Source organism: Actinomyces howellii (assembly GCF_900637165.1).
Taxonomy (GTDB): domain Bacteria; phylum Actinomycetota; class Actinomycetes; order Actinomycetales; family Actinomycetaceae; genus Actinomyces; species Actinomyces howellii.
Genome location: NZ_LR134350.1, coordinates 794,153 through 813,271, shown reverse-complemented (window position 1 = coordinate 813,271; position 19,119 = coordinate 794,153). Strand labels below are relative to the sequence as shown.

The window sequence follows — 19,119 nt, the reverse complement described above, 5'->3', positions numbered from 1 at the left end:
TCGGCCCATGAGCGCGCGCCCCGAGGCCCGACAGGTCCTGTCCAACCCCGGCTCCGCGCGGGTCACGCGGGTGGCCGGGCTGGCCCGACGCCAGGCGCGCGAGCGGCACGGCCGTTTTCTCGCCGAGGGCCCCCAGAGCGTGCGCGAGGCCGTGCGCCACGCTCCCGAGCACGTCCTGGACGTCTATCTCACCGAGGCCGCTGCCGAGCGCCACCGGGAGATCCTGTCCCAAGCCCGCCGGTCCGGGATCCACACCCACCTCGTGAGCCCCCCGGTCATGGCGGCGATGAGCGCCGACGCCCAGGGGGTGCTGGCTGTCGTGGGCCTCGGTGCGCTCGCGGCCCCGGGGCGGGGCAGAGGGGCGGCTGGCGGCTCCACGGCGGGCTCCGTGGAGGACTGGTCGCAGGCCCTGGCCGGGGCCAGGCTCGTCGCCGTGCTCACCGAGGTCCAGGACCCTGGCAACGCCGGCACGATCATCCGGGCCGCCGACGCAGCGGGAGCCGACGCCGTGGTCCTGGCCCGCGGATCGGTGGAGGCCACGAGCCCCAAGGTGGTGCGCTCGACGGCGGGGTCGCTCTTCCACCTGCCGGTGCTCACCGGCGGCAGCCTGGAGGAGGTCATGGGGGCGCTGCGGGCCGCCGGGCTGACGCTTCTGGCCGCCGACGGAGGCGGGCCGGTCGACCTCTTCACCGCCGACGACCTCCTGGCGGCCCCCAGCGCCTGGCTGCTGGGCAACGAGGCCCGTGGCCTGGCCCCGACGGCCCTCGAGCAGGCCGACGCCGTGGTCTCCATCCCCATCTTCGGGGCCGCCGAGTCCCTCAACGTCGCGACCGCGGCGACGATCTGCCTCTACGCCTCGGCCCGCGCCCAGCGCTGAGGACCCGCGGGCGGCCTCATCCCAGCACGGCGAGCAGGTCCCGCAGGCTGGCCACGACGAGGGCCCCCGGGGCGTCGTCAGGCAGGGTCACCGAGGTGCCCGGGCGCACGAGCAGAGCGGCAGCCGTCCCCGCCGCCCTAGCCGCCGCGATGTCGATGCCCCGGTCTCCCACGCACAGCACCTGGCCCGGGTCCAGGCCGTGGCGCTCGATGAGCAGGAGGTTCATCGCCGGGCTCGGCTTGCGCTCGATGCCGTCGGGGGCGCAGACCATGTCGTCGACCCTCAGGCCCAGTGCCCGCAGCAGGTGGGTGGCGCTGACCCGGTCCCGGTGGGTGGCCACGAGGTTGAGCCCCCCGAGCCGGCGGACCCTGTCCATGACCTGGCGGGCCCCGTCCATGACCGGCGCCGGCCGGTGACGCCATCGCTCCTTGAGGGCGGTGTAGGCGCTGTCCATGACGCCGGGGTCGAGGTCGCGCTCGCGGCTGAGGGACTCGATGGCGTGGGCGATCGAGCGGCGGGTCAGGGAGGTGACGTGCCGGACGTGCTCGGGCTCGCAGTCGCCGAAGGCCGCCTCGCTCAGGGCGCGGTCGACCTCGGGGTAGGTGTCGACGAGGGTGCCGCCCATGTCCCAGATGATGTGATTCATGGCACTATTGTCGCAGGCTGGGTCCGTGGGCGGGAGGGCGTGCGACGCCCCGGTGGTCTCGGCAGGTGGCGCGTGCTGCGATCGCGTGCGGGGCGGTGTTACGGTTCGGGCACGAGCCTGCGGCGCCCGGCCGCCGGATGACGACGAGGAGGAGCGCGGTGCGCGCCTGGATGTGTTGCTGTCGCTGTCGCTGAGACGGCCTTCCGACCCATCCGCTCCCGACCGAGACGAGGTGCTCGTGCACACCCCAACCCCGCCTGCCAGTGACCCCAGACTCCCTGAAGGCCCGCCCGACGGCGGTCAGGACGTCTCCGCCGAGGTCCTCGTGCGCATCAGCCACGTGGTCAAGCGCTTCGGGGACTTCACCGCCCTGGACGACGTGTCCCTCGACATCCACCGCGGTGAGGTCGTCACCGTCGTGGGGGCCTCGGGCTCGGGCAAGTCCACCCTGTGTCGCACGATCAACCGCCTCGAGACCATCGACTCGGGCACGATCGAGGTCGACGGCGTCCCCCTGCCCGAGGAGGGCAAGGAGCTCGCCCGCCTGCGCGCCGAGGTCGGCATGGTCTTCCAGTCCTTCAACCTCTTCCCCCACCTGAGCGTCCTGGACAACATCACCTTGGCCCCGGTCAAGGTCCGCGGTATCGAGCGGGCGGCCGCCCAGGAGCGGGCCAGGTCCCTGCTTGAGCGCGTGGGCCTGGCCGACCAGGCCGCCAAGCGCCCGACCCAGCTCTCGGGCGGACAGGCCCAGCGCGTGGCCATCGCCCGGGCGCTGGCCATGGACCCGAAGGTCATGCTCTTCGATGAGCCCACCTCGGCCCTGGACCCCGAGATGATCAACGAGGTCCTCGACGTCATCAAGGACCTGGCGGCCTCCGGGATGACGATGCTCGTGGTCACCCACGAGATGGGCTTCGCCCGCTCGGCCGCGGACCGCGTCGTGTTCATGGACGCGGGCCAGATCGTCGAGGCCGGTGCCCCGGCGGAGTTCTTCTCCCACCCGCGCACCGAGCGCGCCCGAGACTTCCTGTCCAAGGTGCTCAGCCACTGACGAGCCACTGACGAGCCACTGACGAGCCACACCCAGTCCACCCGCGTTCCCGGCCCTGCGCCGACCCGCACCGACCTGCCACCAGCCGTACTGAGCGCGCAACCCGCGCGGTCCCCGGCCGTCCACCGATCCGTGAAAGGAACCACCATGGCGCCACTGTCCCGCCGACTCCTCCTGACCTCCTCGGTCTCCGCCTCCGTGGCCCTGGCCCTGGCGGCCTGCGCCGACACCGGTGCCGACGGCCAGGCCGTGTCCTCCGCGACGGGGGGCGTTGACTTCGACACCGCCGTCGCCTCCGGCCCGGTGGCCTCTGAGGAGGCCGTCGCCGCCTCGACCTGGGCCTCAGCCGTCAAGGCGACGGGCAAGCTGCGCACGGGCGGGACGAAGACCTCCCAGGTCTTCTCCATCGAGGACCCGGCCACCGGCAAGCTGACCGGCTTCGACGCCGGCCTGGCCATGGCCCTGGCCCGCTACATCATCGGGGGCGACTCGCCCGCCTCCCTGCTCGAGGTCACCCAGGTCTCCTCTGACACCCGCGAGACCTTCCTCATCAACGGCAACGTCGACGCCGTCATCGCCACCTACACGATCACTCCCGAGCGGGCCGAGAAGATCTCCTTCGCCGGCCCCTACTACTCCTCGGGGCAGATTGTCATGGTCACCTCCGACAACAGCGAGATCACCGGGGTGGAGTCCCTGGACGGCAAGAAGGTCGCCGTCCAGTCCAACTCGACCTCCGCTGACGCCCTGGCGGACAAGACCCCGGGGGCGCAGCCCGTGCCCTTCGAGACCCACTCGGCCTGCGTGGCCGCCCTGACCGCGGGGCAGGTCGAGGCCTATGTCGTCGACCAGGCGCTGGCGCTGTCTGAGATCGTGAGCAACGACGCGCTCAAGATCGTCGGGGACCCCTTCACCGACGACCCCTACGGGATCGGCCTGCCCAAGGACTCCGACGCCCAGGCCTTCGTCAACACCTTCCTCGAGGAGATCGCCGCCGACGGCACCTGGGACTCCATCTGGCAGGCCACGATCGGCACGATCCTGGGAGGGTCGGCTCCCGAGCCTCCCGCCGTCGGCTCGGTCCCCGGCTCCGAGACCGCCTGACCCGGCCTCCGACCGCCCGGCCCCCAGCGGGGGCCGGGCGGTCGGGCCCGCCCTGTCACCTACACGACCCCAGGAGCCTCATGACGGTCCTCACCGACAACCTCGACCTGCTCGGGCAGGGACTGGCCACGACCCTGCTCATCGCCCTGACCGCCTACGCCGGTGCGCTCGTGCTGGGCACCGTCATGGCGGTGTTCCGCGTCAGCCCCGTCCCGCCGCTGCGCCTGGTGGGCGCCGCCTGGGTGACCGTCGCCTGCAACATCCCGCTGCTGTGCCTCATGATCCTGGCTGCCTTCGCCCTACCCCGGGCGGGGGTGCCCGTGTCGCTGCTGGGGGCCGCGATCGGGTCCCTGACCTTCTCCGCCTCGGGCTTCGTGTGCGAGACGGTCCGCTCAGGGGTCAACTCGGTGCCCAAGGGGCAGATCGAGGCCTCCCGGGCGCTGGGCATGCCCTTCTCGATGACCATCACCCGCATCGTCCTGCCCCAGGCCCTGGCTCGCACCGTCCAGCCGCTGGTCAACATCTTCATCTCCTGCCTCATCGGCTCGGCCCTGGCGGCTGCCATCGGCGTGCCCGAGCTGACCAGCGTCACCCAGTCCCTCAACCGCCAGTACGCCGAGGCCGTCATCACCTTCCTCACCTCGGGCCTGACCTACCTCGCCATCGCCTTCGCGGCCACGAAGGTCGGGGGAGCTCTCGAGCACCGTCTGGCCTCGGGACGGGAGGCACAGGCATGACGATGGCCTCGACCCGGCTCGTGACCCGTCGGGCGCGCTCGACCGGGCCCACCGACTCGGCCCTGCTCTTCGACGCTCCGGGTCCGCGGGCCAGGCGCCGCATCCTCATCGTGTCGGTCCTGGTCACGGTGCTCCTGGCCGCCGCGGTCGCCGCCGCCCTGGCCCAGCTCGCCCAGACCGGCCAGCTCGACTACCCCAAGTGGCGATACTTCGCTGGCCAGTCGGTCGTCCGCTACCTGGGCCGGGCCCTGCGCGACACGCTGACTGTCACCGCCGCCAGCGCCGTGCTGTCCTTCCCCCTGGGCGTCGTCCTGGGCTGGGCTCGGCTGGGAGCCGGTCGGGTCGGCAAGGTGGTCGTGGGAGCCTGGATCGACGCCATGCGCGCGATCCCCATGCTCCTGCTCATCTACTTCTTCCTCCTCGTGGTCCCCCGCTGGGGCCTGACCCTCTCCCCGTTCTGGATGCTGTCGGTGCCCATCGTCATGTGCACCTCGGCCACCACCGCCGAGGTCTTCCGCTCAGGGGTGCTCTCCCTGGACCGAGGGCAGAGCGAGGCATCCCTGGCCCTGGGACTGAGCCGCGGGCAGACGATGCGTCTCGTGCTCGCCCCGCAGGCGCTCAGGATCATGCTGCCCACCCTCATCACCCAGCTCGTCGTCATCCTGAAGAACTCCTCCCTGGGCTACGTCGTTGCATACGCCGAGCTCATGTACGCCGCTCGGCTCCTGGAGTCCAGCGCCAAGGCCACGGTGCTCCTCGACGTCTACCTGCCCGTCTACATCATCGTGGCGCTGCTCTACATCGGCCTCAACTGGTCCTTGGGGGCCCTGGCCCGCCGTATCGAGGCCCGCACCCGCTGACACGACTCGCGACGTCGGTCGCAGAGCCTGCCGTGCGGGGAGCGGGCGGTCCGCGGCGTCCGCGGCGTCCGCGTCGACTCGGCTCAGCCCGCCCCGCCCAGGTCGCGGCGCCGGTAGGCGGCCAGGCCCACGAGGAGGCCGACGACGCCGACCGCTGCCTGGACGGCCACGGGCGTCCAGCTGACCCGACCGACGACGTCGACCTGGTGGCCCAGGACGCTGAGGTCCTGAGCCCAGGAGGGCAGCTCGACGATTCCGCCCATGAGCTGTGCGAAGGCGCTCCAGGACACGACCGCCCACGCGAGAGCCACCCGTCGTGGTGCCAGGCCCACGAGGGCCAGGGCGATCCCGACCGCGGCCACGAGCCCCGGAAGCTGGGAGACGGTCAGGACGAAGGCCCGCGCCACCGCGTGGTCCGCCGTCAGCTGGGTGGAGGTGACCCCGGCCAGCACCGCCCCGGCCAGGACGAGGAGCACCGCCCCCTGTCCGAGGGCCGCAGCCGCCTGGGTCAGGAACAGCCCCGTGCGACTCACTCCGGCCGCCGCCTCGGCCTCGGTGTACCCGTCGCGCTCACTGGCGGCCAGGGAGGTGGCACGCTGCACTGCCGCCACGACCACGAGGAGCACGGTGAAGACGGTGAGCAAGGACATGAACTGGACGACCGCACTGCCCGCGGCCATCTTGTCGACGTAGGCGGCGGTCGGTGAGCCAGGCTCCAGCAGGTCGGTGATGGACCCGGACATGGCGCCGAACAGCGCCGACACGGCAGCCACGGCGGCTGCCCATCCCACCGCCGAGGCCACCGTGAGCCGCGTGAGAAGACCCGCGTGCCCCCGCACCCGCCACCGTCGCCGGCTGGCTGACAGGTCCGGCAGGTAGCCACCCAGGTGCTCCCGGCCCGCGTAGGCGACCGCGGCCACGGCACCCACCGCCAGGCTCACGACCGCGCACAGGACCACCGGAGCGACACGGTCGTGGGTGTAGGGCTGGACGAGGTCACGCCAGGCCAGGGGAGAGACCCACCGCAACCAGGCTGCTGTGGTCTCGTCGGCCGCCACCCGCAGCGCGAAGGAGGTGCCGAGCGCCACCAGGGCCAGGGTGCGCGCGCCTGCCGCGCTGCGCGCCAGCTGGCAGGCCAGTGCGGTCAGGCAGGCGAAGGCCCATCCTGTCACCGCCACGCTCCCCGCCAGGGCCCAGGCCCCGCAGCTCGTCAGCTCCTCGACGGAGCCGGCCAGGACCGACAGGATCCCACCGACGCCGGCGGCCAGCAGTCCCACCGCACCGCACACGATGACCATCGGGGCGAGGAAGGGCACGGCGCGCCCGGCTCCGGCAGCGCGCAGCGTCTCGGTCAGACCCCGCTCCTCGTCGGCGCGCAGGACCCGGCAGGTGAGGAGGACGGACATGAGCCCGGCGCACACGAGCAGATAGGTGCCGATCTCCCACTGGGTGAGCTGGCCCACGGTGCCCGGCAGGGGCAGGACTCCGTACAGAAGGCGTGTCCCCGGTGAGGCCCGCATCCCCTCGATGAGGGCCGCCCGCGACTCCAGGGACGGGTAGACCTCCCCGTAGCTGGGTGCTGCGGCGGTCAGGCCCCACAGCGGCACGGTCCAGGCCAGGACCGTCAGCCTCACTCTCCTGGCCGTCAGCCGCAGCGCGGCGACCGTTCCGGCCGTCTCAGCCCGCCAACCGGACACAGGAGCTCCGGCGGCGCTCATGAGGTCGCCTCGTAGTGGCGCAGGAACAGGTCCTCCAGGCTCGCCGGCTCACAGGTCACCGCGATGAGCCGGTGCGCGGCCAGCACGCCCAGGACGTCGGGCACCCGCGGCGCGGGCACCTGAACGACGATGCGCTCCCGGCCGGTCTCGACTCGCATGCCCAGACCCTCCAGGTCGCCGCGGGCCCGCGCGAGGACGCCTGCCTCGCCGCCGGCCTCGATGCGGTTCTCGGACAGTGACCGCAAGGTGCTCAGGTCACCGCTCTCAACGACCCGTCCGGCCTTGACGATCGTCACCGCCGAGCACAGGCGCTGGACCTCGTCGAGGATGTGGCTCGACAGCAGCACCGTGCGCCCGTCGGCGGCGGCCTCGGCGATCTCCTCGGTGAACACCCGCTCCATGAGCGGGTCGAGGCCCGAGGTGGGCTCATCGAGGATGAGCAGGCGCGTGGGGGCGGCCAGCGCCGCGACGAGGGCCACCTTCTGGCGGTTGCCCTTGGAGTAGGTGCGCACGCGCTTGGTGGGGTCGAGCTCGAAGCGCTCGATGAGCTCGCGCTCGCGGGCAGCGTCCCGGCTGCCGCGCAGGCCAGCCAGGGCGTCGAGGACCTGGCCGCCGGTGAGGTCGGGCCACAGGGCGACGTCACCGGCCACGTAGGACACCTCCCGGTTGATCGCGCTGGAGTCCCGGCCCGGTCGGCGTCCGAGTACGCGGACGTCTCCGGCGTCGGGCCGGAACAGCCCCAGCAGGATGCGGATGGTCGTGGACTTGCCCGCCCCGTTGGGGCCGAGGAACCCGTGGACGGAGCCGGGGGCGACCTCGAGGTCGAGCCCGTCCAGGGCGGTCAGGCGCCCGAAGCGCTTGACCAGGCCGCGGACCCGGATGGGTGCGTCCGCGTTCCGTGGCCCGGTCCCGGTGGGCGCGGGCGGCGCCGTCATCGGTCCTGCGCTGGCGGACGTCGGCTCACGGGTGCCGGAGGGCAGGGCTGGTGGGGTCGGTGAGCTCACAGAACGGGGTCCTTTCCCGCCGAGCGGCGGATCGTGGCGGCGATGTCGGGGTCGGTCATGAGCAGATCGAGGAGGTGGACGGCGAAGGCGCGCTGAGCCGGGTGGGGGTACCCGGTGACCACCATGACGTGGCTGAGCCGCCACAGGGCCCGGCCCAGCGCCCCGTCGGGCAGGTCGGCAAGGGCCCTGACGACCGCCGTCTTGTGGCGTAGGCACAGTGCGTAGGTGTTCTGGGCGAGCTCGTGGGCCTGCTCGAGCCCCTCGGGAGCCCGGAGCCTCGGAAGACGGCTGAAGGCGCAGACCTGTCGGGCGCACAGCTCCATGTCGGCGTCGTCGAGCTCCTCGACGAAGGCCGCGGCGGAGTCGGGGATCATGCCCAGAGCGGCCATGACCTGCTTGATCTGCCTCTCGGTGCGCACAGCGGCGACGTCGCCGCCCGCCTTGCGCACGCGGTCCTCAAGATCGTCGTAGAAACGGGTGAGTGCCGTCGGCGCGGGAGACAGGGCGCTACCGGACTCCACCCGGGCGATGAGCTCGTCGATCCGCACCGCCTGCTCCTCAAGGCTGCGCCGCTGCGCCTCGATCGTCCCGCGGGCGGCTCGCAGGTCCTGCAGCACGGTGCTTCGGTCGGCGCCCCTGGTGTCGCTCGACAGCATCTCGGCGACCTGAGACAGGGACAACCCGCCCTCGGCAAGCCAGCGGATGCGCAGGAGCCGGGCCAGGTGCTCGACGCCGTAGTGGCGCTTGCCTCGCACGGTGGGTGGTATCTCCAGCAGCCCGAGGCGGTGGTAGTGACGCACGGCCCGGGGCGTCGTCCCCGCCAGGTCGGCCATCTCCTTGACTCGCATGGCCCCATCCCAACAGGTGACGCAACGTCACCGTCAAGCAGCGCCGCGACCAGGGGACGGTGAGCGCTCGGGAGCGCTACTCGGACCCCAGGCGGGTCCTGTGCTGGGTCCGCGGTTGTCCGATACCTGTGGTCAGGGACGTCGTCGGCGTGCTGGGGCAGGAGCATCCAGCGCTGGCGATCGTCGTCGACGAGATGCAGGACCTCGACGACGAGCTCATGGGTGCGCTCCTGGCCATCGAGCACGAGGCCAGCCAGCAGGGCTGGCCGTCTGGCGGGCCGCTGACGCCTCGCCCTTGACCCTCCAGGACGCGCAGGCCGCGGAGAGGCTCGGGCTCGACCAGCTCGACTCCATGTTCTTCCAGGCTCGGAGGGACCGTGCCACACCCGCGGAACGCGACTACCTCATCGCCATGGCGGCCGACCGGGGGCAGCCCTCCTCGAGCGCGACCGTGGCCGAGCGCCTCGACAGGCATCCGAGCTCACTGGGGCCGGCACGGGCCAACCTCATCGCCAAGGGCCTCGTCTACTCCCCGGAGCGTGGTGTCATCGCCTTCACGGTCCCGGGCTCCAGCCAGTTCATCGACCGCAGGCTCGAGGCCGACGGGCCCGCCTGAGCGGTGCCGACCGCGTCGGCGTGCACGACCCGCGGGCGCGATTTCTGGGCGCCGTGCACCGCGGACTACCCTGGGCGCGGAGCAAGCACCACGGGAAGGTTCGCAGATGACTGACGCAGCCGGCGCGCTGTCGCCGCTGGACGAAGCGGGTATCAACGCCCTCGTCGCCGAGGGGCTGGCGGCCGTCGCCGCCGCCAGCGACCTGGCCGCCCTCAAGGAGGCCCGCCTGGCCTACACCGGCGACTCCTCCGTCCTGGCGCTCACCAACCGGGGCATCGGCGCCCTGGACCGGGCCGACAAGCCCGTCGCCGGCAGGCTCCTCGGTGGCGCCCGCGCGCGCCTGGCCGCCGCCCTGGCCGAGCGCCAGGAGGTCCTCGAGGCCGAGGCCGAGGCGCGCATGCTCGACACCGAGGCGGTCGACGTCACCGTTCCCACCGACCGGTCACCCGCCGGGGCGCGCCACCCCCTGGACCTGCTCATCGAGGAGGTCTCCGACTTCTTCGTCGCCATGGGATGGTCCATCGCCGAGGGCCCTGAGCTCGAGCACGAGTGGTACGACTTCGACGCGCTCAACTTCGACCCCGACCACCCGGCCCGCCAGATGCAGGACACCTTCTACGTCGACGGCGCCAGCCTCGGCGCGGCCCCGGGGGAGGCGGCCAACCTCGTCCTGCGCACCCACACCTCGCCCGTCCAGGCCCGTGCGATGCTGGCCGCCGAGCCGCCTCTCTACATCGCCTGCCCGGGCAAGGTCTTCCGCTCCGACGAGCTCGACCAGACCCACACCCCGGTCTTCCACCAGGTCGAGGGACTGGCCGTCGACAAGGGCCTGACCATGGCTCACCTCAAGGGCACCCTCGACCACTTCGCGCGCGCCATGTTCGGGCCCCAGGCCCGCACCCGCCTGCGCCCCTCCTTCTTCCCCTTCACCGAGCCCAGCGCCGAGATGGACCTGTGGTTCCCCCAGAAGAAGGGCGGAGCCGGGTGGATCGAGTGGGGAGGCTGCGGCATGGTCAACCCCAACGTGCTCATCGCCTGCGGCATCGACCCCGAGGTCCACACCGGCTTCGCCTTCGGCATGGGCCTGGAGCGCACCCTCATGCTGCGCCATGGAATCGCTGACATGCACGACATCGTCGAGGGCGACCTGCGCTTCTCCCAGCAGTTCGGCACGACCGGAAAGGGCAACTGACATGCCGTACGTCCCCATCGAGTGGCTCCGCGAGCACGTCGAGGTCCCCGTGGGCACCACCGCTGAGCAGCTGGCCGCCGACCTCGTGCGCGTCGGCCTGGAGGAGGAGGGCGTCGTCCCGCCTGCCGTCACCGGCCCTCTCGTCGTCGGCAAGGTCCTGACCCTGGAGTCCAAGGAGCAGTCCAACGGCAAGCTCATCAACTACTGCCGGGTCGACGTCGGGCCCGAGCACAACGACGCCCCGGGCACGGGCAAGGAGCCCTCAGAGCTGCCCAGCCGCGGCATCGTGTGCGGTGCCCACAACTTCACCGTCGGTGACTCGGTGGTCGTCAGCCTGCCCGGGGCCGTCCTGCCCGGAGGCTTCGCCATCGCGGCCCGCAAGACCTACGGCCACGTCTCGGACGGCATGATCTGCTCGGCCAGGGAGCTGGGCATCGGAGAGGACCACGACGGCATCATCGTGCTCGACCGGTGGCTGGCCGACGAGGGCCGCGACCTCGCCGAGACCCCGGCCCCCGGTACCGACGCCGTCGGCCTGCTCGGCCTGGGCGAGGAGGTCCTCGAGATCAACATCACCCCTGACCGGGGGTACTGCTTCTCGATGCGGGGGGTGGCCCGCGAGTACTCCCACTCCACGGGAGCCGCCTTCACCGACCCCGCCGACGCCTCCGACCCCGGTCTCTACCCGCAGGGCGTGGCGCAGGCCGGCCCCGGAGGCTACGACGTGCGCTTCGCCGAGGACCTCGCTCCCGTCCACGGGCGCCCCGGGGTCGACCGCTACGTCGCCCGGGTCGTGCGGGGCATCGACCCGACCGCACCGAGCCCGACCTGGATGCGCGACCGTCTCACGGCGGCGGGCATGCGCCCCATCTCCCTGGTCGTCGACGTGACGAACTACGTCATGCTCGACCTGGGGCAGCCGCTGCACGCCTTCGACCTGGCCAAGCTCGCCGCCCCGGTGGTCGTGCGCCGCGCCCGGTCGGGGGAGACCCTCACCTTCCTCGACGAGGTCACCCGCACCCTGGATCCCGAGGACCTCGTCATCTCCGACTCCCCGCAGGGGGAGGGCTCACGCCCCCTGGTCCTGGCCGGGGTCTTCGGAGGCGCGGAGGCGGAGATCGACTCCTCGACGACCGACGTGCTCATCGAGGCCGCCCACTTCGACGCCGTCTCCGTGGCCCGCTCCGCGCGCCGCCACCGCCTGCCCACCGAGTCCGCCAAGCGCAACGAGCGGGGCGTCGACACCGCCCTCGCACCGGTGGCCGCCCAGCGCGCCGTCGACCTTCTCGTCACCTACGGCGGCGGGACCGCCGACCCGCACGCCACCGATGTCGACCGCACCCGGGCACCTGAGCCGATGCTCGTGCGCGCCGACGCCGCCGAGCGCCTCACGGGCGTGCCCTACGGCACCGCGCGGGTCGTCGAGCTGCTCACCACGATCGGCTGCGAGGTCGAGCCGGCAGGCTCCGACGACGAGGGCGGCGAGCTCCTGCGCGTGACGGCCCCGACCTGGCGTCCCGACCTCGTGGGTGCGGCCCACCTGGCCGAGGAGGTCGCCCGCCTCGACGGCTACGACAACATCCCCTCCATCGTGCCCACCGCCCCGGCAGGCACCGGCCTGTCGGTCCGGCAGAAGGCTCGGCGCGAGGTCGTGCGCGCCCTGGCCGGGGCCGGGCTGACGCAGGTGCTGTCCTACCCCTTCATCGGGGACGTCCACGACCGCCTCGCCCTGCCTCCCCAGGACCCGCGGCGCCGCGCCGTGCGCCTGGCCAACCCGCTGGCCGAGGACGCCCCGTGCCTGCGCACAAGCGTCCTGGACACCCTCGTCGAGGTCGCCAGGCGCAACATCTCCCGGGGCCTGGGCGACGTCGCCGTCTTCGAGACCGGCACGGTCACCCACCCCGCGGGCACGGTCCCGGCACCGATCCCGGGCGTGCGTCAACGGCCCTCGCACGAGGAGCTGGCCGCCATCGAGCGGGGTATCCCCGCCCAGCCCGAGCACGTGGCGGCGGTGCTGGCCGGTGACCGGGAGCGTCCGGGTGTCCTGGCCGCAGGCCGCCCCTGGGACTGGGCGGACGCCGTCGAGCTCGTGCGTACCGTCGCCTCGGCCCTCGGGGTGGCGCTCGAGGTCAGTGCGCCCGCCTCCCCCGTCGCCCCCTGGCACCCCGGACGCACCGCCGAGCTGCGCCTGCCCGCCACCCGTGAGGGACGCGAGCTGCGTCCCGGCGCCCTCGTGGCCCACGCCGGTGAGCTCCACCCCCAGGTCCTGCGCTCCGTGGGCCTGCCCGAGCGCGCCTGCGCCGTCGAGATCGACCTCGAGCCCCTGCTCGACGCGGTCGAGGCCTCCGGGGTGCTCCAGGTCGGTCCGGTCTCGACCTTCCCGGTCGCCAAGGAGGACCTCGCCCTCGTCGTCGACGAGGAGGTCACGGCAGCCCAGGTCGAGGCCGTCATCGTCCAGGCGGTGGGAGACCTCGCCGAGGAGGTGCGGCTCTTCGACGTCTTCCGCGGCCCCCAGCTCGGTGAGGGGCGCAAGTCCCTGGCCTTCTCCCTGCGGCTGCGCGCTCCCGACCGCACCCTGACCGCGCAGGAGACCGCGGCGGTGCGCAAGCGCGTCGTCAAGCGGGCGGCCAAGGCGGTGGGGGCCGAGCTGCGGTCCTGAGCTCCGCCTCCCGTTGTGGTGGTGGTCACGACCGGCTATTCCGGGTCCCGAGTCCCACACGCCGGAGGCGAGGGACGTGAATACTGGAGCCATGAAGATCCTGCTCGCTGTGTCCTCGCGCCACGGCTCCACCGAGGAGATCGGGCACGTCATCGCCGAGCGCCTGCGCGCAGCAGGTCACGACGTCGACCAGGCCCGCCCCGAGGACGTCGTCGACGTCACCCCGTACGGCGCCTTCGTCCTGGGCAGCGCCGTGTACATGACGCACTGGACCAACGAGGCCGTCGCCTTCACCGAGCGCTTCAGGGACGCCCTGCGCGCCCACCCGGTGTGGGCCTTCTCGGTGGGCCTGGCGGGCCTGCCCAAGGGCAAGGTCTCCGACCCGCACCGGATCGGCCCGGTGCTGCTGTCCATCGACCCGGAGGACCACGTGACCTTCCCGGGGACATTCGACCCGAGCAGGCTGTCCCTGCGCGAGCGCTCGATCGCGACCCTCGGCGGCGCCACCGAGGGCGACTTCCGCGATCTCGACGCGGTGCGCGAGTGGGCCGACGCGATCGCAGGGACCCTGTCCTCGGGAATATGACGCGCGGCCGGTGACCGGGGACGTCCGTCCCCGGCGCCATGTCCATGATGCCGCGTGGACGGGATGGTGTGAGCAAGGCTACGTGCCTGCCACACCATCCCGTTATGGATTTCTATGCATCCCAGCGTATGGTTTGCGCATGACTTGGACCATCGCGGTCGCCGGAGCGACCGGGTACGCCGGGGGAGAGGTCCTGCGGATCCTCTCGGCCCACCCGGACCTCGAGATCGGCGCGCTGACCGCCAACTCCTCAGCCGGCACCCTCCTGGGAGCCCACCACCCCCACCTGCCGCTGCTGGCCGACCGCGTGGTCGAGCCCACCGACGCCCAGCGCCTGCGCGGTCACGACGCAGTCGTCCTGGCCCTGCCGCACGGTGCCTCCGGTGCCGTGGCCCGCGCGCTGGAGGAGGCTGGCACCGGCGGCGCGGCCGGCCCGGTTCTCGTCGACTGCGGGGCAGACCACCGCCTGACCAGCGCCCGGGCGTGGAGCCGGTTCTACGGGACCGAGCACGCCGGCGCGTGGACCTACGGCATGCCCGAGCTCCTGCACGCAGGGGAGGACACGGCGCAGACCCAGCGCCGCGAGCTGGCGGCCACCGACCGCATCGCCGTGCCCGGCTGCAACGTGACCGCCGTGACCCTGGCGGCCCAGCCGGGTGTGGGTGCGGGCCTTGTCGACCCCACCCGCGTGACCGCCGTCCTGGCGGTCGGCTACTCCGGGGCGGGCAAGGCGCTCAAGCCGCATCTGAGCGCGGCCGAGGCCCTGGGATCGGCCCAGCCCTACGCCGTGGGCGGCACCCACCGTCACATCCCCGAGATCATCCAGAACCTCGAGGTGGCAGGTGCGTGCGAGGGCACGGTCGGCCTGTCCTTCACCCCGGTGCTCGTGCCCATGAGCCGCGGCATCCTGGCCACCGTGACGGCGCCGGTCACCCCGGCGGTCCTCGACGCCCCCGACCCCGAGGGGACGCTGCGCGCCCCGTGGGAGCGGGCGTACGGCCACCCGGGCACCGGGGAGCCCGCCGTCCACCTCCTGCCCGAGGGGACCTGGCCGGTCAGCGGCGCGGTGACCGGCTCCGGCCTGGCCACCGTCCAGGTGACCCTCGACAGGCAGGCCGGCGTGGCCACGATGGTCTGCGCCGTCGACAACCTCGGCAAGGGCACCGCCAGCGCGGCCGTCCAGTCCCTCAACCTCGCCCTGGGCCGTCCGGAGACGACGGGCCTGACCCTTCAGGGAGTCGCACCGTGAGCGTCACAGCAGCACAAGGATTTCGCGCCGCCGGCGTGCGCGCCGGGCTCAAGGCCTCGGGGAAGCCGGACCTGGCCCTCGTCGTCAACGACGGCCCCCTCGACGTCGCCGCGGGCGTGTTCACGACCAACCGGGTCGTCGCGGCGCCGGTGGTGTGGTCCCGTGAGGTCATCGGCGGTCAGGACCAGGGCGGTGAGCCCGGCTCGGCCCGTGCCGTCGTGCTCAACTCCGGATCGGCCAACGCCTGCACCGGGCTCCAGGGCGCGCAGGACGCCCGGCTGACGGCCCAGGAGGTCGGCAGGCTCCTGGGGGCCGCCCCCGACGAGGTGCTCGTGTGCTCCACGGGCGTCATCGGCACCCCACTCGACATGCCCAGGCTCCTGGACGGGGCGCGCTCGGCGGCCGAGACCCTGGCTGCCGGCGCCCAGGCCGGGCACGACGCGGCCGTCGCCATCATGACCACTGACACCGTCCCCAAGGAGGACACGGTGGTCAGGGACGGCTGGACCGTAGGCGGCATGATCAAGGGGGTGGGCATGCTCGCCCCCGGCCTGGCCACGATGCTCGCGGTCCTGACCACCGACGCGCAGGTCGACGCCGCCGGGGCCCAGCGCGCGCTCGAGGCAGCCACGGCCCGTACCGTCAACCGCATCAACTCCGACGGCTGCATGTCGACCAACGACACCGTCGTCCTCCTGGCCTCGGGCGCCTCGGGCGCCAGCCCCGACCAGGCCGAGCTCGAGGAGGCCCTCACCGAGCTCCTGGGGATGCTCGGCAGGCGCCTCGTGGCGGACGCCGAGGGCGCCACCCACGACATCGCCGTCACCGTCACCGGTGCGGTCAGCGAGGCCGCCGCGGAGGCCGCGGCGCGCACGGTCTCGGCCTCCAACCTCCTCAAGTGCGCGGTGGCGGGCAACGACCCCAACTGGGGCAGGGTGCTGTCACAGCTGGGGACGGTGCCCGAGGAGGTCTGCCCCTTAGACCCCGATAAGGTCGACGTCACGATCAACGGGGTGACCATCTTCCGCCACGGCGCCCTGGGGGAGGACCGCTCGAAGGTCGACATGACCCCGCGCGAGACCCGCATCGACATCGCGCTGTGGGCCGGCAGCGCCGAGGCCACCGTGTGGACCAACGACCTCACCCACGGATACGTCACGATCAACGCGGAGTACACGACATGAGCACGAAGTTCCCCGCATACCTCACACCGACCCAGAAGGCCTCGGTGCTCCTCGAGGCCGTCCCCTGGCTGCGGACCTACAAGGGCACGACCGTCGTCATCAAGTACGGCGGCAACGCGATGGTCGACGAGCACCTCAAGCGGGCCTTCGCCGCCGACATCCTCTTCCTCCACCAGGTCGGTCTCAAGCCCGTCGTCGTCCACGGCGGCGGGCCCCAGATCTCCGCGATGCTGGGGCGCCTGGGCATCGACTCGGAGTTCCGCGGAGGCCTGCGGGTGACCACCCCCGAGGTCATGGACGTCGTGAGGATGGTGCTGACCGGCTCGGTCCAGCGCGAGCTCGTCAGCCTGCTCAACAAGGACGGCTCGGCCGCGGTGGGGATCTCGGGGGAGGACGGCGGGCTCCTGTCCGCCCGCCAGCGCCGCGCCACCATCGACGGCGAGAGCGTCGACGTCGGTCTCGTGGGCGACGTCGTCGAGGTCGACCCGCGCTCGGTCACCGAGCTGCTGGCCATGGGCCGTATCCCGGTCATCTCCTCGGTCGCGCCGCTGGTCACCGACTCCACCACCGTCCTCAACATCAACGCCGACACGGCCGCCGCGGCACTGGCCGTGGCCCTCAAGGCGCAGAAGCTCATCATGCTCACCGACGTCGAGGGGCTCTACGCCAACTGGCCCGACAAGTCCTCCATCATCGGCTGCATCGGAGTCAACGAGCTCGAGGCCCTCCTGCCCGGCCTCGCCTCAGGCATGATCCCCAAGATCGAGGCCTGCCTGCGGGCGGTGCGCGGCGGCGTGCGCCAGGCCCACATCGTCGACGGCCGGCAGCCGCACTCGATGCTCCTGGAGATCGTCACCGACTCCGGCGTCGGCACCGAGATCCAGCTCGAGCACGCCAAGGTCATCCGGCACGCAGGGGAGGCCCCGCGGTGAGTACCCCGACCACAAGCGCCACCGAGCAGTGGCGCCAGCGCTACGCCCGCAGCGTCATGAACACCTTCGGCACCCCCGAGCGCGTCCTCGTGCGCGGTCAGGGCGCCCGCGTGTGGGACGCCGACGGGGTGGAGTACGTCGACCTCCTGGCGGGCATCGCCGTCAACTGCCTGGGGCACGCCCACCCGGCCCTCGTCGAGGCGGTCGGGGCTCAGATGTCCACCCTCGGCCACGTCTCCAACCTCTTCACCACCCCCGCCCAGGTGAGCCTGGCCGAGGAGCTGGCGGCCCTCACCTTCCCAGGCGCCCCAGCCCAGGACGTCAGGGTCTTCCTGGCCAACTCCGGCACCGAGGCCAACGAGGCCGCCCTCAAGATCACCCGCCTCCACGGCGGCCCTGCCCGCCCGCGGGTGCTCGCACTCGAGCAGTCCTTCCACGGGCGGACCATGGGCGCCCTGGCTCTGACGCACAAGGCCTCCTACCGCGAGCCCTTCGAGCCGCTGCCCGGCGGCGTGGAGTTCATCCCCGCCGGGGACCTCGAGGCGCTGCGCCAAGCGATGGGACCCGACGTCGCCGCCCTCGTCCTCGAACCGATCCAGGGCGAGGCCGGGGTGCGCGAGCTCGGACCGGGCTACCTCGAGGCGGCACGCGAGCTGACCGCCCAGGCCGGCGCGCTGCTCGTTCTTGACGAGGTCCAGACCGGCATGGGCCGCACCGGCGGGTGGATGGCGCACCACGCGCTGGCCCCCGGGGTCGTCCCCGACGTCGTCACCCTGGCCAAGGGGCTGGGCGGGGGGATCCCGGTGGGCGCGGTCGTGGCCTCGGGCCCGGCCGCCGACCTGCTCGGTCCTGGACAGCACGGCACGACCTTCGGGGGCAACCCAGTGGCCTGCGCGGCGGCTCTCGCGGTCATCCGGACCATGAGGTCTGAGGGCCTGCTCGCTCGGGCCGCGTCCCTGGGCGAGCGCTGGTCGGCCGATCTTGCCGGCCTGCCCGGCGTCACCGAGGTCCGTGGACGGGGTCTGCTGCGCGGCGTGGGGCTTCAGGAGCGGGTCGGGCCCTCCGGCGAGGTCGCCGCCGAGCTGGCCCGACGGGGCTTCATCGTCAACGCCCCCCGGCCCGACACCCTGCGCCTGGCCCCTCCGCTCATCCTGTCCGACGCCGAGGCCGACGCCTTCACCGACTGCCTCGCGCTCGTCCTGGCCGAGCGCCTCGGGACGGGGGGAGGGTCAGCATGACCGCGGACCCCGAGCACGAGGCAGTCGCCCCGGCGCCCGCCACGAAGGCGGCGCGCCACGCCCTCATCGCCCAGATCCTGGCCAAGGAGCGCGTCCGCTCCCAGGCAGAGCTGCGCGACGCCCTGGCCGCCCGCGGAGTGAGCACGACCCAGGCGACGCTCTCGCGCGACCTTGTCGAGCTGCGGGCGACCAAGGTCCGCTTCACCGGGGGGACCCAGGTCTACGCGATCCCCGAGGCCGGTGCCCCCGGGCAGGTCAAGATGCACCAAGGCTCCGGCGGTGACGCCTCCCTGGCTGAGCACACGACGGCACGCCTGGCACGCTGGTGCGCCGACCTGCTCGTCACGGCCGAGTGGGCCGGTAACCAGCTCGTCCTGCGCACTCCCGCCGGAGCGGCCCAGCTCCTGGCCAGCGCGGTGGACGACTCCATGCTCCCAGGCGTGCTCGGCTGCGTCGGGGGTGACGACACCCTCCTGGTCGTCACCCGCGACGAGGAGGTGGCCGCGCGGCTCGCCGGCCACCTCCTGGCACTGGCCGATCCCACAGCGCGCGCCTGAGAGGCCCCGCCCGGCGTCCGACGCGACGGGCGGGTCCACCCCATCCCACAACGGTGCGTCC

At 72.9% G+C, this 19,119-nt stretch carries 19 protein-coding genes; 15 read left to right on the top strand and 4 right to left on the bottom strand.

The genetic code is table 11. The annotated features are described in order from the left end of the window. Nucleotides 1–7 precede the first annotated feature (7 nt). Complete coding sequence (locus EL245_RS03410) at nt 8–877, top strand: TrmH family RNA methyltransferase (RefSeq protein ID WP_126381868.1); 870 nt, start codon at nt 8–10, stop codon at nt 875–877. Between the two features lie 16 nt (nt 878–893). Here the strand turns inward: EL245_RS03410 and EL245_RS03405 are convergent, their stop codons facing one another. Next, entirely contained in the window at nt 894–1,523 is a 630-nt protein-coding gene (locus EL245_RS03405) for an HAD family hydrolase (protein ID WP_126381867.1), read from the bottom strand. Between the two features lie 325 nt (nt 1,524–1,848). On the opposite strand from EL245_RS03405, the gene EL245_RS03400 reads away from it, so the two are divergent. The 4 genes from EL245_RS03400 to EL245_RS03385 all read left to right on the top strand — a co-directional run bounded on the left by EL245_RS03400 (nt 1,849) and on the right by EL245_RS03385 (nt 5,275). Continuing rightward, nucleotides 1,849–2,574 (top strand): amino acid ABC transporter ATP-binding protein, encoded by a 726-nt coding sequence (locus EL245_RS03400; protein ID WP_126383963.1) that lies wholly within the window; start codon nt 1,849–1,851, stop codon nt 2,572–2,574. Between the two features lie 147 nt (nt 2,575–2,721). Further along, nucleotides 2,722–3,678 (top strand): glutamate ABC transporter substrate-binding protein, encoded by a 957-nt coding sequence (locus EL245_RS03395; RefSeq protein ID WP_126381866.1) that lies wholly within the window; start codon nt 2,722–2,724, stop codon nt 3,676–3,678. A gap of 80 nt (nt 3,679–3,758) precedes the next feature. Then, complete coding sequence (locus tag EL245_RS03390; protein WP_126381865.1) at nt 3,759–4,415, top strand: amino acid ABC transporter permease; 657 nt, start codon at nt 3,759–3,761, stop codon at nt 4,413–4,415. Further along, complete coding sequence (locus EL245_RS03385; protein WP_126381864.1) at nt 4,412–5,275, top strand: amino acid ABC transporter permease; 864 nt, start codon at nt 4,412–4,414, stop codon at nt 5,273–5,275. Before EL245_RS03390 ends, EL245_RS03385 begins: the two co-directional genes overlap by 4 nt. 83 nt (nt 5,276–5,358) lie before the next feature. Here EL245_RS03385 and EL245_RS03380 read toward each other — a convergent pair whose 3' ends face one another. The 3 genes from EL245_RS03380 to EL245_RS03370 form a co-directional block, all read right to left on the bottom strand. Beyond that, nucleotides 5,359–6,993, bottom strand: coding sequence for a Tat pathway signal protein (locus EL245_RS03380; RefSeq protein WP_126381863.1), 1,635 nt, complete (start codon nt 6,991–6,993; stop codon nt 5,359–5,361). Then, nucleotides 6,990–7,928, bottom strand: coding sequence for an ABC transporter ATP-binding protein (locus EL245_RS03375; RefSeq protein ID WP_126383960.1), 939 nt, complete (start codon nt 7,926–7,928; stop codon nt 6,990–6,992). The genes EL245_RS03380 and EL245_RS03375 overlap by 4 nt, the downstream gene beginning before the upstream one ends. 65 nt (nt 7,929–7,993) lie before the next feature. Further along, nucleotides 7,994–8,845, bottom strand: a complete 852-nt coding sequence (locus tag EL245_RS03370; protein WP_126381862.1) for a MerR family transcriptional regulator — start codon at nt 8,843–8,845, stop codon at nt 7,994–7,996. 128 nt (nt 8,846–8,973) lie between these two features. Between EL245_RS03370 and EL245_RS13160 the strand changes: the two genes are divergently transcribed. From EL245_RS13160 to EL245_RS03325, 10 genes are all read left to right on the top strand, one after another. Then, nucleotides 8,974–9,144 carry a hypothetical protein gene (locus EL245_RS13160; RefSeq protein WP_164719448.1) on the top strand — a complete coding sequence of 57 codons (171 nt, stop codon included), beginning with the start codon at nt 8,974–8,976 and terminating at the stop codon, nt 9,142–9,144. Next, nucleotides 9,141–9,461, top strand: a complete 321-nt coding sequence (locus EL245_RS03365; protein ID WP_126381861.1) for a helix-turn-helix domain-containing protein — start codon at nt 9,141–9,143, stop codon at nt 9,459–9,461. The genes EL245_RS13160 and EL245_RS03365 overlap by 4 nt, the downstream gene beginning before the upstream one ends. Nucleotides 9,462–9,567: 106 nt before the next feature. After that, nucleotides 9,568–10,653, top strand: coding sequence for a phenylalanine--tRNA ligase subunit alpha (gene pheS, locus EL245_RS03360; RefSeq protein WP_126381860.1), 1,086 nt, complete (start codon nt 9,568–9,570; stop codon nt 10,651–10,653). A 1-nt stretch (nt 10,654) separates the two neighbouring features. Beyond that, nucleotides 10,655–13,312, top strand: a complete 2,658-nt coding sequence (gene pheT, locus EL245_RS03355; RefSeq protein WP_126381859.1) for a phenylalanine--tRNA ligase subunit beta — start codon at nt 10,655–10,657, stop codon at nt 13,310–13,312. Nucleotides 13,313–13,403: 91 nt separating this feature from the next. After that, a complete protein-coding gene (locus tag EL245_RS03350; protein WP_126381858.1) occupies nt 13,404–13,898 on the top strand; it encodes a flavodoxin domain-containing protein in 495 nt (164 codons plus the stop codon). A gap of 139 nt (nt 13,899–14,037) precedes the next feature. Further along, the gene (argC, locus tag EL245_RS03345) at nt 14,038–15,147 is read left to right on the top strand and encodes an N-acetyl-gamma-glutamyl-phosphate reductase (protein WP_126381857.1); all 1,110 of its coding nucleotides are present in this window, start codon (nt 14,038–14,040) and stop codon (nt 15,145–15,147) included. Then, the gene (argJ, locus tag EL245_RS03340) at nt 15,144–16,331 is read left to right on the top strand and encodes a bifunctional glutamate N-acetyltransferase/amino-acid acetyltransferase ArgJ (RefSeq protein ID WP_126381856.1); all 1,188 of its coding nucleotides are present in this window, start codon (nt 15,144–15,146) and stop codon (nt 16,329–16,331) included. The genes argC and argJ overlap by 4 nt, the downstream gene beginning before the upstream one ends. Next, on the top strand, nt 16,328–17,263 hold the full coding sequence (gene argB / locus EL245_RS03335) for an acetylglutamate kinase (RefSeq protein WP_126381855.1): 936 nt from the start codon (nt 16,328–16,330) through the stop codon (nt 17,261–17,263). Before argJ ends, argB begins: the two co-directional genes overlap by 4 nt. Next, complete coding sequence (locus EL245_RS03330; RefSeq protein ID WP_269471399.1) at nt 17,260–18,501, top strand: acetylornithine transaminase; 1,242 nt, start codon at nt 17,260–17,262, stop codon at nt 18,499–18,501. Before argB ends, EL245_RS03330 begins: the two co-directional genes overlap by 4 nt. After that, nucleotides 18,498–19,058: an arginine repressor gene (locus EL245_RS03325; protein WP_126381854.1), complete on the top strand. Its 561-nt coding sequence runs from the start codon at nt 18,498–18,500 to the stop codon at nt 19,056–19,058. The genes EL245_RS03330 and EL245_RS03325 overlap by 4 nt, the downstream gene beginning before the upstream one ends. Nucleotides 19,059–19,119 lie beyond the last annotated feature (61 nt).